The following is a 15596-nucleotide window of genomic DNA, read 5'->3' as shown; positions in this document are numbered from 1 at the left end:
GGGCCGACGACGATCCCGGCCCATGTGACGAGGAGCAGGTCGGGACGCCCATGACGCAGTCCTGACAGGCGATGGCTCGGCCTACTCCCCCGTCTCGTCCCGTATCTCCCCGTCGCGCAGTTCCAGCACCCGGTCGGCCAGATCGAGCAGCGTCGCGTCGTGCGTGGCCACCAGGGCGGTGACCTGTTCGCTGCGCACGACCGCACGCAGCAGTTCCATCACGGCATGGCCGGTCTCCGCGTCCAGCTGCCCGGTGGGCTCGTCGGCGATCAGCAACGAGGGGTTGTTGGCCAGGGCGCGGGCGATGGCGACCCGCTGCTGCTGACCGCCGGAGAGCTCGCCGGGCCGCTGGGCCGCGTGGTCGGCGAGGCCCACCAGGGACAGCAGCAGCTCGACCCGCTCCTCGCGCTCCCGTACGTCGGCACGGCGCATGCGCATCGGCACGCCCACGTTCTCCGCGGCCGTCAGGATCGGAATGAGGCCGAAGGACTGGAAGACGAAGCCGATCCGGTCCCGGCGCAGCGCCAGCAGTCCGTCCTCGCCGAGCTCCGACAGGTCCAGGCCGTCCACGGTGACCCGGCCCCGGTCCGGTGCGTCGAGCCCTCCGACGACGTTCAGCAGGGTGGTCTTCCCGGAACCCGAGCGCCCCTTGAGCGCAACGAGCTCACCGCGGGGGATGTCGAAGGAGACGCCGCGCAGGGCATGGACGGCGGCGGCTCCCTGGCCGTACGACTTGTGGACGTCCTCGACGCGCACCATGGTCCCCGCGACAACCTGGCTCATGTGTCCTCCCTTGATCCCCCGTGGGCCGGTCGTCAGTATCGCGGCCTTCCGCCCGGCCCTCAATGCTTCTGCGGCCGTTCACCCACCGCGGGGACCGATCCCCGACGGAAGACGCATCGGCCGAGGTCGCGGAGTTCCGTCCGTGCTCCATGTCCTGCGAAGGACCCGTGCCGCGGGCGAGCTGTCGTGCCACGTGTCGAATCCTTCCGAGCGAGGACCCGGGAACCCACGCGCAGCCGGACGGACCCCGCACCCGTCCGTACGAGCCCGTCACCGTACGCGTCGCGAACCCGTCACCGTCCGTACGGAAATCGGATGTCGCCGTGCGCGCGACGGCGTCGATCGAAACCCCCTGTACCGCACCCCTACACGGTCAGTACTAAATAGGGATAAACGACTTCCCTCCGAATAAGGTCTAGGAGGCATGGGCCAAGGGAAGGGAGCGTGACATGCGTCCGCGTCGCCGCGTTCGGTGCCGTACGGCGTCGGCCCTCGGGGCCGCCGCCGGTGCCGTGCTGCTGGCCGGCTGCGGTGCGGGGGGCGGGCTGCGGAGCAACGGACCGGCCCCGCAGGCCGTCGGGCCCGCCCGGCTCTGGCCCGAGCTGCCGCCCGCCTCCGCCGCCCCGTACGACTACGGCGAGGGCGAGACCGCCCGCATCCCGGGGATCGAGGTGCCGGACGGCGACGTGCACCGGCTGGACCCGGTCGCGGTGGTGCGGGCCGCGCTGAAGGCTCGCTCCGAGCGGTCCGGCGGTGCGAAGGACATCCCCGCCGAAACCGTCCGCCACCTCGACGCGTGCCGCGAGAAACCGGCCTCCTGCCCGGTGCTGCGCCCCTACTTCCGCGATCTGACGGGGGACGGCAAGGACGAGATGGTGCTGGGCATCCGGTTGCCCGACCAGCAGATCTCCGTACGCGTCTACAAGCCGGAGGCAGGCGGTCTGACCCAGATCCTGTCCACCGCGGACGCCGTGATCAGCATCGAGCTGGCCGGGCGGGACCTGATCACGCGGGTGCCGTCGGCCATCCGGGGGTACGAGTACCGCACCGCCTGGTCCTGGGACGACCGGCAGCGCGCCATGCTGCCGACACGGGACGAGATCCTGCGGATGCCCTCGCCCCGTGCACCGCGGGCCCCCGTCGAGACCGGCCCGCCGAGACCGGTCCCGGACACCGCCGCCACCCCCTCGGTCGGCGTCATCGCGGAGCGGCGATGAGACCGTACGGCCTCCGGCGGGGTGCGGCGGACCGGCGTCATGGATCCGGCGGACGGGCCGGTAGGGGGCCGCGGCGCCTGCGGATTCCGGCCTGGACGGCGACGCTCACCTGGAAATCCGCCGTCTTCATCACGGTGATGTGCTGCGCCCTCGCCGCCCTGCTCAGCGTGCTGGTGCACGGGGAGGTGACCCGCACGACCGTTGCCGAGGCCCGCGAGAAGGCGTTGTTCCGGCTTTCGGAGGTCACGACCGCATACGAGGCGGGCGAGGCGCTGCCGCCGGGCTCGGGTATCGATCCGCCGGGGCTGCCCCCTGCCCTGAGCGCGCTGGCCGCCCGGGGCGAGCGCGGCACGCTGGTCGCCGACCGCGACGGGCGTCCGGCCATGTGGGCGGCCGCCCCGGCCGACGGCGGGACACTGGCCACGACGGTCGACTACGCCCAGAGCGTCCGCACGATCAACGCGCTCGACCGGGCGATCGTCGGCTCCTCGGTGCTGGCCACGGGCGCCACCCTGCTCGTCGGCGCGTTCGCCGTCACCCGGGTCACCCGGCGGCTGCACCAGACGGCCCGGGTGGCCGGCCGGATCAGCGCGGGCGACCTCGACGCCCGGGTCGACGACCCGCGCACGGCGCACCCCTCGCGTCCGCAGGACGAGGTGGCGATCGTCGCGGGCGCGCTGGACACCATGGCCTCCACCCTCCAGCGCAAGCTGCTGGCCGAGCAGCGTTTCACCGCCGATGTGGCGCACGAACTGCGCACCCCGCTCACCGGTCTGACGGCCGCCGCCGAGCTGCTGCCGCCCGGACGGCCGTCCGAGATGGTGCGCGACCGGGTCAGCGCGATGCGGGCCCTGACGGAGGACCTGCTGGAGATCTCACGGCTCGACGCCCGTACGGAACAGGTCGAGCTCGACGTGTTCGAACTCGCGCCGCTCATCGAACGCGTGGTGCGCGCGTCCGGGACGGAGACCGAGGTCCGTCACGGGAAGACCGCGACGGGGGCGGGCGCGGGTACGGCGGCCGGGGCCGCCCGGCGGCGGGAGCACACGCCCGCGCGGCTGCCCGTGCCGGTACGGGTCGAGACCGACAGACGGCGGGTCGAGCGGGTGCTGGGCAACCTGATCGCCAACGCGCACAAGCACGGCCGGCCCCCGGTGCTGCTGATGGTGGACGGGCCGACGGTGACCGTACGCGATCACGGGCCCGGTTTCCCGGAGTACCTGCTGGACGGCGGCCCGCAGCGGTTCCGTACCGAGAGCGGTGGCAAGGGGCACGGCCTGGGGCTGACCATCGCCGTCGGGCAGGCCGCGGTGATCGGCGCGGAGCTGACCTTCGCCAACGCCCCGGACGGCGGCGGGGCGGTGGCACGCCTGACGCTCCCGGAGTACGCACGGCCGGACGACGACGGGACGTGCGCCCGACCGCCGGAGGGGGAGGCGGCGGACCGCGTACGGCGGCCGGACGAGGCGACGGCACGGGACGCGACCGCGAGAGCGCAGGACGGGAACCCCGGCTGACACGCCCCGGCGGACGAACTTCGGACGCCGGGTCCGACCGCCGTGCCCGGCCGGCGTTCCTGGCTGCCGTGCCCGACCGACACGCACGGCCGACGATCCCGGTCGCCGTGCCGGTCGGCGTCCCCGGCTGACATTCCCGCTATGACATAAGGGAAATAACCCTCGCGTCTTGCTACGTTGCGTGGCATGACCGTAACGACGGCGGACACACCCCCGCCCGCTCTGCGTCTGCCCAAGCGGCGCGGGGTCGAGTTACTGCTCCTCGTCGGTGCCGTCCTCGTCCCGGTCTACGGCTACGCGGCCGTCGGGCTGGCCAGGAACGGCGCCGTCCCGCCCGACGTGGCCGGATACGGCGGCGGGCTGGGGCTGCTCGCCCTCCTCGCCCATCTCGCGGTCCGCTTCCGCGCCCCGTACGCCGATCCGCTGCTCCTGCCCATCGCCGTCCTGCTCAACGGGCTGGGGCTGGTGCTGATCTACCGGCTCGACCTGGAGACGCCCAAGGACCAGGCAGCACCCACCCAGCTGGTCTGGTCGACGCTCGGCGTGGCGCTGTTCATCGTCGTGGTCGTCTTCCTGCGCGACCACCGGGTGCTCCAGCGCTACGCCTATCTCTCGGTCGCCACCGCGCTGGTCCTGCTGATCCTGCCGATCTTCTTCCCCGCGGTGAACGGGGCCAAGATCTGGATCCGGGTCGGCGGACTCTCCTTCCAGCCCGGCGAGTTCGCCAAGATCCTGCTCGCCGTGTTCTTCGCCGCGTACCTCGCCGCGAACCGCAACGCCCTCGCCTTCACCGGCCGCCGGATCTGGAGGCTCCAGTTCCCCACCGGCCGGGTGCTCGGCCCGATCGTGGCGATCTGGGTGCTCAGTGTCGGCGTACTGGTCCTGGAGCGCGATCTCGGCACCTCGCTGCTCTTCTTCGGCCTGTTCGTGATCATGCTGTACGTGGCGACCGGCCGGACCGGCTGGATCGCGGTGGGCCTGCTGCTGGCCGCGGTGGGCGCGTTCGTCGTCGGCTCCCTCGAACCGCATGTGCACAGCCGGGTCCAGGACTGGCTCGACCCGTTCGCCACCATCGCCGCCGGACGGGGACCCAGCCAGCTGGCCCAGTCGCTGTTCGCGTTCGCCGCGGGCGGGATGCTCGGCACCGGGCTCGGGCTCGGCCACTCCATCCTCATCGGCTTCGCCACCAGGTCGGACTTCATCCTGGCGACCGCGGGCGAGGAACTGGGCCTGACCGGGCTGACCGCGATCTTCCTGCTGTACGCGCTGCTCGTGGCCCGCGGCTACCGCGCCGGGCTGGCCCTGCGCGACCCGTTCGGGCGACTGCTGTCGATCGGCCTCGCCTCGATCCTGGCCCTCCAGGTGTTCGTGATCGCGGGCGGGGTGATGGGGCTGATCCCGCTGACCGGCATGGCGATGCCGTTCCTCGCGCAGGGCGGATCGTCCGTCGTGACCAACTGGATCATCGTGGCGCTGCTGATCCGGCTCAGTGACCAGGCCCGCCGCCCTCAGCCCGCCCACGCGGAGACCGGAGTCATCGCGCCGGAACCGAAGGACCCGGCACCCGGGCCGAAGGGCGCCGGGCCGGGGCCGAAGGGCGCCGGGCCGGGGCCGGGGCCGAAGGGCACGCCGCCCGGACCGGAGGACGTACCGTGATCCGCTGCATCCGCCGTGCCGCCGCCCTCTGCCTGCTGCTGCTGGTGGCCCTGCTGCTGAACGCGGCGCGCATCCAGGTCTTCGAGGCCGACAGCCTCGACGAGAACCCCGCCAACCGCCGCCTCACGATCACTCGTTACAGCCAGGCGCGCGGCGACATCCTGGTCGGCGGGACGTCCGTCACCGGCTCCAGGAACACCGGCGAGCAGCTCGCGTACGAACGCACCTACCGCGACGGTCCCGTGTACGCGCCGGTGACCGGCTACGCCTCGCAGACGTACGGCACCACTCTGATCGAGCACGCCGAGGACGGCGTCCTGTCCGGGACCGACTCGGCGCTCGCCCCGTTCCCGTTGTGGAACGAGATCACCCGGAGCCGGCAGCCCGGCGGCAACGTGGTCACCACGATCGACGCCTCGATGCAGCGCGCCGCCTACGAGGGGCTCGACGGGCGACGGGGGGCGGTCGCCGCCGTCGAGCCCTCGACCGGCAGGATCCTGGCCCTGGTCTCGACCCCTTCGTACGATCCGGGGCTGATCTCCGGCACCGGTCCGTCCGCCACCGACGCCTGGCGGCGGCTGAACGCGGACAAGAGCCTGCCGATGCTCAACCGGGCGATCCGGCAGACCTATCCACCGGGTTCCACCTTCAAGATCGTGACCGCGGCGGCGGCGCTCGACGCGAACGTGGTCGTCGATCCCGACGCCGGGACCGACACCCCGTCGCCGTACGTGCTGCCCGGCACCCGGACCACGCTCCCCAACGAGGCGGAGGACTGCGAGAACGCCTCGCTGGCCGAGGCGATCCGGGTCTCCTGCAACACCGTGATGGCCGAACTGGGGGTACGGGTCGGCCTGGACGGCATGGTCGACGCGGCACGGCGGTTCGGCTTCGACGACACCGGGCTGCGGATCCCGTCCGGGGTGGCCAGGAGCAACTTCGACACCGAGATGAGCGACGACCAGCTGGCGCTGTCGTCGATCGGGCAGTTCGACACGACGGCGACCCCGCTCCAGATGGCGATGGTCGCCTCGGCCGTGGCGAACGGCGGCGACCTCAAGTACCCGTATCTCGTGGACCGTACGACCACGAGGAGCGGCTCGGTGGTCCACCGGTACGATCCGCGCACCTACCGGCGGGCGATGAACCCGCGTACGGCGATGCTGCTGCGCGAGATGATGGTCGACGTCGTGGAACGCGGCACCGGTTCCAACGCCGCGATCGACGGCGTGACCGTGGGCGGCAAGACCGGCACCGCGCAGCACGGCGTCGACAACTCGGGCCTGCCGTATGCCTGGTTCATCTCCTGGGCGCAGTCGCCGGGCTCGGGCCGTCCGGCCGTCGCGGTCGCCGTGGTCGTGGAGGACGCCGCCGCCCACCGGGCCGACATCAGCGGCGGCGGCAGCGCCGCCCCGATCGCGCGTTCCGTGATGGAAGCCGCCCTGGGCACCCTGCGAGACTGACCGCGCGGCGGATACGGGGACCGTGCGGCGAATACGGGTCCGCGCGGCGAATACGGGGGTGACCGCGTGACGCACATGACCGGTACGGGCGATGCGGGCGCGGTGGTCTCGGCGCTGGAGCGGATCGGGCGGGACGACCCGCGTCTGTCCGCGTTCGTCGAGGTGTGGCACGAGCAGGCGGTCGCGGACGCGGAACGCGCCGCCCACCTCCCGCTGGGCGCCCTGCCGTTCGCCGTCAAGGGACGGGCCGGGATCCGCTCGTACGCGGCCCGACGGCTGATCGCGGCCGGCGCGGTGCCGGTCGGCTCGACCTCGGTGCCCGGCCCCGGCACGCCCTGGCAGACATGGGGGCTGGGCGCCCACGGCCGTACGGTCAACCCGTGGCGGGCCGACCGCACCCCGGGCGGGTCCTCGGCGGGCTCGGCGGTGGCGGTCGCGGCGGACATGGTGCCGCTGGCCACCGGGAGCGACGGGGCGGGTTCGGTACGGATCCCGGCGGCATGGTGCGGGGTGTTCGGCCTGAAGACGACGAACGGTCTGCTGCCCTCGCCCGACCGGACCGGGCTCGCCTCCGCCGGAGTGCTGACACGCTCGGCGGCCGGGGCCCTGACGTACCTGCGCTGCGTACTGGACGCGGACCGCGGCCGGGACCCGGAGGGCCTGCCGACCGTCCCGGGCGGACACCGCCACCGCGTCCCCGGCCCGAACCCGCAGGCGGCGCCCGCCCTCCCGGTCCCGGCCGTCTTCAGTCCGGACCTGGGACACGCGGACGTCGAACCGGAGGTCGCGGCCGTGGTCCGGCGCGCCGTGGACCGCCTGGTGGCGGCCGGCGTGGTGCGACCGACGGACCGCACGTGCGACCTGCTCGACCCCCGGGAGGCATGGCGTGAGGTCCGGGGCGGGGAGCCGACCCCGTACGCCCGCGAACTGCGGCGCGAGAACGACCGCCGACTGGACGCGCTGTTCGCCCGCGTGCCACTGCTGCTCAGCCCGACCACCCCGAACCGTCCGCACGGCCACGACGGTCCCGGCGAGGTCTACTCGACGGCCCTGACCTGGGCGTTCAACCTCAGCGGGCATCCCGCCGCGACCATACCGGCCGGTTTCACGGCGGACGGCTGCCCGGTGGGTCTGCAATTGGTCGCGGAGCACGGGGCGGACGTCTCGCTGGTCGAAACGGCCCGTGCGGCGCAGGACGCGCTGTCCACCGTGCGGTCATGACACACGACGTCCGGTCCCGACGGACGGCGCACATCCATTATGGCCCCGGAGAAGGCCCCGTTCCGTCGTGCCGTCGGATGATCTCGCTCCGTTTTCCACGCCCTACCGTGGTCGCATGACTGTTCTTCACTTACGCGATCACGGTGGCGGCTCCGACGGCGGGCCGGTCCTTCTTCTCCTGCACGCCGCCTCGCGCTCCCTCGCCGACTGGGACGCCGTGGTGCCGCACCTCGGCCCCGGTCACCGGGTGCTCGCCGTCGACCTGCCCGGGCACGGCCTCGGCACCGCCTCGTCGTGGTCGTTCGACGCGGTGCTGGACGACCTGGACGAGACGCTGAACGCCCTGGGGATCGCGGGCCCGGTGGTCCCGGTCGGGCACTCGCTGGGCGGGATGGTGGCCGCCTCGTACGCCGTCGAGCGGCCGGACCGCGTGCCGGGAGCCGTGGACCTGGACGGCTTCTGGTGGGGCACGCCCGCGCAGTACCCGGGGATGGACCCGGACGAGGTGGCGCGTCGGCTGGCCGACATCGGGGCCATGGCACGGGCCTCGGCGGGGCTGCGGATGCCCGCGGAGTACGTGGAGCAGCAGGCCGCGTACAGCGTGGGGCTGGGCATTCCGTACGAGCGGGCGGAGGCGTCGTTCCGCGCGTCCGTGCGTGAACTCCCGGACGGTGGGTGGCAGTTGCTGCCGGAGCGGGAGTGCGCCCTGGAGATGCTGGACGCCATGGACGCCCTCGATCTCTTCGCGTTGTTCCGCCGCGTCCCCTGTCCGCTGCTGCTGGTCCGGGCCCTGCACCGGGTACCGGCGACCCCCGGCATGGAGTGGCTGGACGGGATGACGGAGGCGTACGGGCACGGCCTGGCCCGGGATCTGGCGGAGCTGGCGTCCGAGCGGGCGGGCATCACCGTCGAGGGCATCGAGGCGACGCACGCGATGCTGCTGGAGGCCCCCGAGCGGGTGGCGGAGCTGGTACGGGGGTTCGTCGCGCGACTCTGAGCCGGTGAGCGCGGGGGCGACGGCCCCGGGCGCCCACCGGGCCCACGCGTTGCGCGCGGGCGGGTCCCGCCCCCGGCCGGCACGCCGGAGGCCCGCCCGCGCTACTCCCCCTGCGTGCTCGACGCGCCGTGCGCCACCGCCTCCTCGACCTCGGCGACCCGGGCGCTCTCCTCCGCCGCGAAGCGTTCCCGGTCCAGTCGCTCGGCCAGTTCCTCGTCCTGGGTCATCAGCAGGTCCAGGTTGGTGTCGCCGAGTTCGAGGACGCCCATGTCCACGTACGCCTGCTGGAGCCGTTCGCCCCACAGCCCGATGTCCTTGACGCACGGCACGATCCGGCTGAACAGCAGCCTGCGGAAGAGCTGGAGGAACGGCGAACGCTCGGACAGCGCGTGCGCCTCCTCCTTGCCTATGCCGAAGTTCTCCAGCACCTCGACGCCCCGGAGCCGGTCCCGCATCAGGTAGCAGCCCTCGATGACGAACTCCTCGCGCTCACGGCGCTCGGCATCGCTCAGTTGCCCGTAGTAGTCGCGCAGCGCCATCCGCCCGAAGGCGACATGGCGGGCCTCGTCCTGCATGACGTAGGCGAGGATCTGCTTGGGCAGCGGCTTGTCCGTGGTGTCGCGGATCATGCCGAACGCGGCCAGGGCGAGTCCTTCGATGAGAACCTGCATGCCGAGGTACGGCATGTCCCAGCGGGAGTCGCGCAGGGTGTCGCCCAGCAGCGCCTGGAGGCTGTCGTTGACCGGGTAGAGCATCCCGATCTTCTCATGCAGGAACCGGCCGTATATCTCCGCGTGCCGGGCCTCGTCCATGGCCTGGGTCGCGGAGTAGAACTTCGCGTCGAGGTCGGGTACGGACTCCACGATCCTGGCCGCGCAGACCATGGCGCCCTGTTCACCGTGGAGGAACTGACTGAACTGCCAGGAGGCGTAGTGCTTGCGCAGTTCGCCCCGGTCCTTGTCGGTCATCTTCGCCCAGTGCGGCGTGCCGTACAGGGTCAGGGCGTCGTCGGGCGCACCGAGCGGGTCCAAGGGGTCGACCTCCAGGGACCAATCGATGCGCTTGTTGCCGTCCCACTGCTTGTCCTTGCCCTTCTGGTAGAGGGCGAGCAGGCGTTCACGGCCGTCGTCGTAGTCCCAGCTGAAGCGGGCGGCTCCGGTGGCGGGCACCTGCCACAGCGGTGCGTCGGGGGCGGTGGTGTACAGGTCGAGCGTCGACATGGACGGCTCCTCACGCCTCGCGTACGTAATCCGTCACGTTCCTTGCCTGTCACATCGGTTGGCAGGTTCACACGCTGATAGACACCGGGTCAACAAGTTGCGCGCAAGGGATTGACGACTTTACTGACAGGCAGTCTTATAAGGAGTGACCGCCGGTAACACCGACCGATCGCCCCGGCCGCCCCCATCTCCGCCCTCGCTCCGATTTCCCATTGCCACCTTCATCCCTCTTGTCGCCCTTGTGAGAGGTACCCCCGCCATGACTCCAGTGACCGAACGTGACGTGCGGCTGCTCCGCGACGCGATCGGCCCGCTCCGGGACCGCGAACAGATCGCCGCGCGCCTGCTCGACTCCTCGGCCAAGCACTCCTTCGATCCGGACAAGGAGCTCGACTGGGGCTCGCCGCCCGAGGACGGCAAGTGGCACTGGCCGCCCGAGCTCGTCTCGCTCTACGACACCCCGCTGTGGCGGCGGATGTCCGAGGAGCAGCGGCTCGACCTGTCCCGGCACGAGGCGGCGTCGCTGGCCTCGCTCGGCATCTGGTTCGAGATCATCCTCATGCAGCTGCTGGTCCGGCACATCTACGACCGGCCGGTGACCAGCGACCACGTCCGCTACGCGCTCACCGAGATAGCCGACGAGTGCCGGCACTCGATGATGTTCGGCCGCATGATCAAGTGGAGCGGGGCGCCCGACTACCCCGTACCGCGCGTCTATCACAACCTCGCGCGGGTGCTGAAGACCGTCTCCACCACGCCCGGCTCGTTCGCGGCGACCCTGCTCGGCGAGGAGATCCTCGACTGGATGCAGCGCCTGACCTTCCCGGACGAGCGCGTCCAGCCGCTGGTGCGTGGCGTGACCCGCATCCACGTGGTCGAGGAGGCCCGGCACGTCCGGTACGCGCGCGAGGAACTGCGCCGCCAGATGGTGACCGCCCCGCGCTGGGAACGCGAACTGACCCGGCTCAGCTGCGGCGAGGCGGCCCGCGTCTTCTCCGTCTGCTTCGTCAACCCGCAGGTGTACGAGAACGTCGGCCTGGACCGCCGCGAGGCCGTCGCCCAGGTGAAGGCGAGCCGCCACCGGGCGGAGGTCATGCAGAACGGCGCGAAGCGGCTGACGGACTTCTTCGACGACATCGGGGTGCTGAACGGGCTGGGACGCAGGCTGTGGAGGAGCTCCGGCCTGCTGGCCTGAACGGGAACGGACGCGGCGGGCCCGGGTCCCACGTAGGTCCGGCCGCGGTCCGGTCACCGGGGTCGGGCGCGGGCCGGGCGGCCGGATCCGGTCACGGTCGTGTCGCTCGCGGCCGGGTCGCTCGCGGCCGGGTCGCTCGCGGCCGGGTCGCTCGCGGCCGGGTCGCTCGCGGCCGGTCCCCGTGCGACAGGGCTCGCTTACGACCTCGCCCACGATGGTCAGCGGCGTCGCGGTGTCCGGGACCTCCGCCTCCGGCGTTGTCGTCAGTTGCCGACGCTCCTTCCCCGAGCTCTCAGCTGCTTTCGAGCAGGGGAGACCCCATCCGGCTCCCTCCTCCGCCTCGGATTCCAAGGCCCCAGAAACCGCTCCTTCTCCCACTGTCCGTCGTGGGCGAGGTCGTTAGGCTGCCTCGTATGACCTCTGCCGCCGCCCCGCCGAATCGCGCGTACCGAAGGCTCAGTGTCGAGGAACGCCGCTCCCAGCTCCTCGCCGCGGCGCTCACCCTGTTCGCCCACCGGGCGCCCGACGAGGTGTCGCTCGACGAGGTCGCGGTGGTCGCCGGGGTCTCCCGCCCGCTGGTGTACCGCTACTTCCCGGGCGGGCGGCAGCAGTTGTACGAGGCGGCGCTGCGGTCCGCCGCCGAGGAGCTGATCCTGTGCTTCAACGAGCCGCCCGCGGGCCCGCCCACGGTACGGGTGCTGCGGGTACTGGACCGGTACCTGGCCTTCGTGGACGAGCACGACACCGGGTTCAGCGCGCTGCTGCGGGGCGGCAGCGTCGTCGAGACGTCCCGTACGACGGCGATCGTGGACGAGGTGCGGCGGGCGGCGGCCGAACAGATCCTGCTGCACCTGGGCCGGGGCGGCGAGGGGCCGGGTCCCGGGCCCCGGCTGCGGATGATGGTGCGCACCTGGATCGCCGCCGTCGAGGCGGCGTCGTTGATCTGGCTGGACGAGGGCAAGCGGCCCGCCGCGTCCGAGCTGCGCGACTGGCTGGTGGACCAGCTGATCGGGATGCTGGCCACGACGGCGGCGACGGATCCGGAGGCCGCGGCGGCGGTGGCGGCGCTCCTGTCGCTGGAGGACGAGGCGGGCCCGGCCGGGCGGCTCGCACAGCGGTTGCTCCCGGTCGTCGGCGGGGCGGCCCACCTGCTGCCCGAGCGCCGACCGGCCGCTCCCGGCGCATCGGGGCTTCCCGGGGGATGATCGGCCCTTCCCGGAACGTCGGGGCGTGGAGACATCGGGGCGTCGGCGGCACCGCGGCGTCCCGGGAGCCGGCCGGTGGGTGAGACTGGGGATGTGCGAAGCGAGAACACACCCTTCACCGGCGGCCCGCTGGACGGGCGGGTCCTGCCCGTCCTGGTCGGCCCGACCGGTCATCCCCCCAAGTGGTACGAGGTCCCGGTGCCGGCCGCAGACGGAGGTCCCGCCACCGTGCACGCGTACCGCAGGGCGCCGGCCGGTCACACCAAGCGGCTGGGGATCCAACGCGGCTGGGTGTACGAGTACGTCCCCGAGGGTCGGACGCGGCACAGCCCCAAGTGGCCCTGGTCGAAGCCGAACTGAGGGGACGGGCCCGGTCCGGACGTGGGCGAGGTCGTAAGATCGACGCTCTGATGCCGGGCACGGTCAGCGGTCAGCGGTCAGCAAGGGGGTGCGCCATGGAGGCGCTGCGTCAGGACGATCCACGTCGCATCGGACCGTACGCCTTGCTGGCGCGGCTCCGGGAGACCGCGAGCGCCGTGCAGTACCTCGCGCACGGGACGTCCGCCGGTGAGTCCGGGCCGGCCGCGGACGGCACGGAACCGGCCGTCGTGGTCACCGCCGCCCGCCCCGGACTCGCCGTACTGCCCGCCTTCCGGCGCCGGTTCCAGGCGGAGGCCCGTACGGCGGCCCTGCTGGCCGCGGACGGGGACGGCGACGGGGAACGGCCGGGGTCCGGCACCCCCGTCGACGGCACGGACGGCGAACTGCCCTGGACGGCCGCGCCCTACGTGCCCGCCCTGACGCTCGCCGACGCCATCGAGGTCTCGGGCCCGCTCCCCGAGCACGCCGTACGGGTACTCGGGGCGGGCCTCGCCGGGACCCTCTCCCGGGTCCACGCCACCGGGGCCGTGCTCCAGGGGCTGGCTCCCCGGACGGTGCTGCTGGCAGAGGACGGCCCCCGGCTCACGGCATTCGGCCCGCTGGGCGCCGCGGCCGCCGCCGAGGCCCGGCCCGGCGGGCAGTTGTCGGTACGGCTCGGCTACCTCACCCCCGAGCAGGTCGAGGGCGAGGAGCCCGGCCCCGCGTCCGACCTCTTCGTGCTCGGCCTGCTGCTGGCGTACGCGGCGACCGGCACGACCCCGCTCGCCGACGGCCCGGCCGCCGAGGGCGCCGAACGCATCGCCCGCACGGATCCCGAACTCGGTGCGGTACCCGAGGAGTTGCGCGGCCTGATCGCCTGCTGCCTGGCGAAGGACCCCGCCGACCGGCCCGACGCGGGGACGGTGGCCTCCGAACTGGCCCCACAGGGATCGGCGGACCTGGCAAAGGACGGCTGGCTGCCGGAGCGTCTGGTGGTCGCGGTGAGGGAACAGTCGCTTCGGACACGGGAGTTGAGCGCGACCGGCCACCTGCCGCAATCACCGGCCGCCGAACCGACTGCGCGGGCCACCCCTGCCCCTGCCCCCGCACCCGCACCCGCACCCGCCGCGGAATCCCCTGCCGCCACGGACACCGGTACCACGCAGCTCGGGAACATCGCGCGCCGCGTGCCGACGACCGACCGGGCCACCACCCAGCTGTCCGTGCCGCAGGAGCTCACCGGCGCCCCCGCGTCACCCGCGTCCCCCTCCCCCGCGCCGATGCCCGCCCCGGCCGCCGCGCCCGCGCCGCCCCTCCCGTCGGCGCCGCTCCCGCTCGTGGCCCCCGCGGCATCCCCCGCCGCTCCCGTCTCTCCCGCCCCCACCGTCCCGTCCGCCTCACCCGCTCGGCCCGGTGTCGACCGGCGCGGCCTGTTCATCGGGCTCGCGGCCGGTGTCGCGGGGCTGGCGGTCGGTGGCGGCGGGGCGTTCGCACTCGCGTCCGACGACGGAGCGACGGACGATCCCAGGCCCGCGCCGAGCCGGGCCGCCGTGGCGGGGCTTCCGCCGCGCCCGCGCTGGGTGTACCGGCATCCGGCGGCCGAGCCGTCCCCGCTCGCCGCCGCCCTCTGGAACGACCGGCTGCTGGTGCTGACCGGCGAGAACGGGGCGACCGCGGTCGACCTGCGCACCGGACGCCGCCTCTGGGCGAGCCCGGAGGCCGCCAAGGGCCACACCGTGCTGACGGCCGGGAAGGACCTCTGCTTCGTCGCCGCCCCGGCGGAGTTCCTGTGGCTGTCCGCGAAGGACGGCAAGGTCGTGCACCGGGAGGCCCACGCGGAACGGCTCCCCGGCGCTCCGGATCTCGCGGTCGCGGGGGTCGTGGGCGCGTCCGGGCCCGTGGTCTGGTTCACCGGCTCGCACAAGGTCACGGTCAAGGCCCCGCCCCCGAAGAAGGGCAAGAAGCGCGGCAAGGACCATCAGGTCGTCAACTCCTACCTGTTCGCCCACGACGTCGTGCGCCGCGCGGAGCTGTGGCGCACCCCGGTGCCGACCGGGCGCGGCCCCGCCGCCCCCGCCTACCGGGTGATCGCGGTCCGGGAGAACGATGTCGTGGTGCGCCAGACCCCGGCCACGCTCACCCCCGCCGACGTCGGGGCGGCCAAGGGGAAGGCCGTCTTCCGGAGCTTCGACCGGAAGACCGGGAAGCAACTGTGGGCCAGGGCGATCGGCGCGGTCGCACCGGCCGGCGCGGCCACGGGCGACGAGCAGGGGCTGCTGTACGCGGCGGTCGGCGACGGCCTCCAGGCGTTCGAGACACCCACGGGCAAGCCGAAGTGGACGCTGAACGGCACCGGCGGCGCCCCGTACGGCACCCCGGTCGTCAGCGGCACGCTGCTGCACATCAGCAACCTCGGCCAGGAGGTGGGCGCGGTCGAGCGGGCGACGGGCCGGCTCCGCTGGCGTCGCTCGACGGAGGCCGTCCCCGGCACCGCCGCCCCTGCGGTGACGGTCAGCACGACCGGCAGGACGCTGCTGGCCTCGGGCGTCTCCCAGGTCACCGCCTTCGCCGCACAGGACGGACGGCGGCTGTGGAAGTTCCAGGACATCGGGGCCCAGGAGCCGGACGGTCCGACGGTCACCGCCCCGTACCGCGTGCTGGCCACCGACGGCACCGCGATCGTCCAACGGGACCGGGTCTTCTACGCCTTCCCCGTCGCCTGAAGCCCGCGCCCGAAGAGGTCCGCCGGAAGGCTCGCGGCG

12 protein-coding genes are annotated in these 15596 nt (G+C 73.3%); 10 read left to right on the top strand and 2 right to left on the bottom strand.

Annotated elements, in window-relative coordinates:
* Positions 1 to 81: 81 nt before the first annotated feature.
* Positions 82 to 783 carry an ABC transporter ATP-binding protein gene (locus AMK22_RS04875; protein WP_073781942.1) on the bottom strand — a complete coding sequence of 234 codons (702 nt, stop codon included), beginning with the start codon at positions 781 to 783 and terminating at the stop codon, positions 82 to 84.
* A gap of 449 nt (positions 784 to 1232) precedes the next feature.
* Here AMK22_RS04875 and AMK22_RS04870 point away from each other — a divergent pair, with 449 nt between their 5' ends.
* From AMK22_RS04870 to AMK22_RS04845, 6 genes are all read left to right on the top strand, one after another.
* Positions 1233 to 2000 carry a hypothetical protein gene (locus tag AMK22_RS04870; RefSeq protein ID WP_073781941.1) on the top strand — a complete coding sequence of 256 codons (768 nt, stop codon included), beginning with the start codon at positions 1233 to 1235 and terminating at the stop codon, positions 1998 to 2000.
* A complete protein-coding gene (locus AMK22_RS04865) occupies positions 1997 to 3517 on the top strand; it encodes a sensor histidine kinase (RefSeq protein ID WP_079185916.1) in 1521 nt (506 codons plus the stop codon). The genes AMK22_RS04870 and AMK22_RS04865 overlap by 4 nt, the downstream gene beginning before the upstream one ends.
* A gap of 186 nt (positions 3518 to 3703) precedes the next feature.
* Entirely contained in the window at positions 3704 to 5173 is a 1470-nt protein-coding gene (locus AMK22_RS04860) for an FtsW/RodA/SpoVE family cell cycle protein (protein WP_079185915.1), read from the top strand.
* Positions 5170 to 6636, top strand: a complete 1467-nt coding sequence (locus AMK22_RS04855) for a peptidoglycan D,D-transpeptidase FtsI family protein (RefSeq protein WP_073781940.1) — start codon at positions 5170 to 5172, stop codon at positions 6634 to 6636. The genes AMK22_RS04860 and AMK22_RS04855 overlap by 4 nt, the downstream gene beginning before the upstream one ends.
* Before the next feature lie 75 nt (positions 6637 to 6711).
* The gene (locus AMK22_RS04850) at positions 6712 to 7857 is read left to right on the top strand and encodes an amidase (RefSeq protein WP_073781939.1); all 1146 of its coding nucleotides are present in this window, start codon (positions 6712 to 6714) and stop codon (positions 7855 to 7857) included.
* Between the two features lie 115 nt (positions 7858 to 7972).
* Positions 7973 to 8854: an alpha/beta fold hydrolase gene (locus AMK22_RS04845; protein ID WP_073781938.1), complete on the top strand. Its 882-nt coding sequence runs from the start codon at positions 7973 to 7975 to the stop codon at positions 8852 to 8854.
* Positions 8855 to 8955: 101 nt separating this feature from the next.
* Here AMK22_RS04845 and AMK22_RS04840 read toward each other — a convergent pair whose 3' ends face one another.
* Positions 8956 to 10074: a ferritin-like domain-containing protein gene (locus tag AMK22_RS04840; RefSeq protein WP_073781937.1), complete on the bottom strand. Its 1119-nt coding sequence runs from the start codon at positions 10072 to 10074 to the stop codon at positions 8956 to 8958.
* Between the two features lie 259 nt (positions 10075 to 10333).
* Here AMK22_RS04840 and AMK22_RS04835 point away from each other — a divergent pair, with 259 nt between their 5' ends.
* The 4 genes from AMK22_RS04835 to AMK22_RS04820 all read left to right on the top strand — a co-directional run bounded on the left by AMK22_RS04835 (position 10334) and on the right by AMK22_RS04820 (position 15557).
* Positions 10334 to 11269 carry an AurF N-oxygenase family protein gene (locus AMK22_RS04835; RefSeq protein ID WP_073781936.1) on the top strand — a complete coding sequence of 312 codons (936 nt, stop codon included), beginning with the start codon at positions 10334 to 10336 and terminating at the stop codon, positions 11267 to 11269.
* 413 nt (positions 11270 to 11682) lie between these two features.
* A complete protein-coding gene (locus AMK22_RS04830; RefSeq protein WP_073781935.1) occupies positions 11683 to 12474 on the top strand; it encodes a TetR/AcrR family transcriptional regulator in 792 nt (263 codons plus the stop codon).
* Positions 12475 to 12567: 93 nt separating this feature from the next.
* Entirely contained in the window at positions 12568 to 12834 is a 267-nt protein-coding gene (locus AMK22_RS04825; protein WP_073781934.1) for a hypothetical protein, read from the top strand.
* Between the two features lie 95 nt (positions 12835 to 12929).
* A complete protein-coding gene (locus AMK22_RS04820) occupies positions 12930 to 15557 on the top strand; it encodes an outer membrane protein assembly factor BamB family protein (protein WP_073781933.1) in 2628 nt (875 codons plus the stop codon).
* The last annotated feature ends 39 nt before the right edge of the window (positions 15558 to 15596 follow it).

Source organism: Streptomyces sp. CB01580 (assembly GCF_001905795.1).
Classification (GTDB): Bacteria; Actinomycetota; Actinomycetes; order Streptomycetales; family Streptomycetaceae; genus Streptomyces.
Note: the sequence above shows the minus strand (reverse complement) of the source record. Positions and strands in the feature narration are given on the sequence as shown.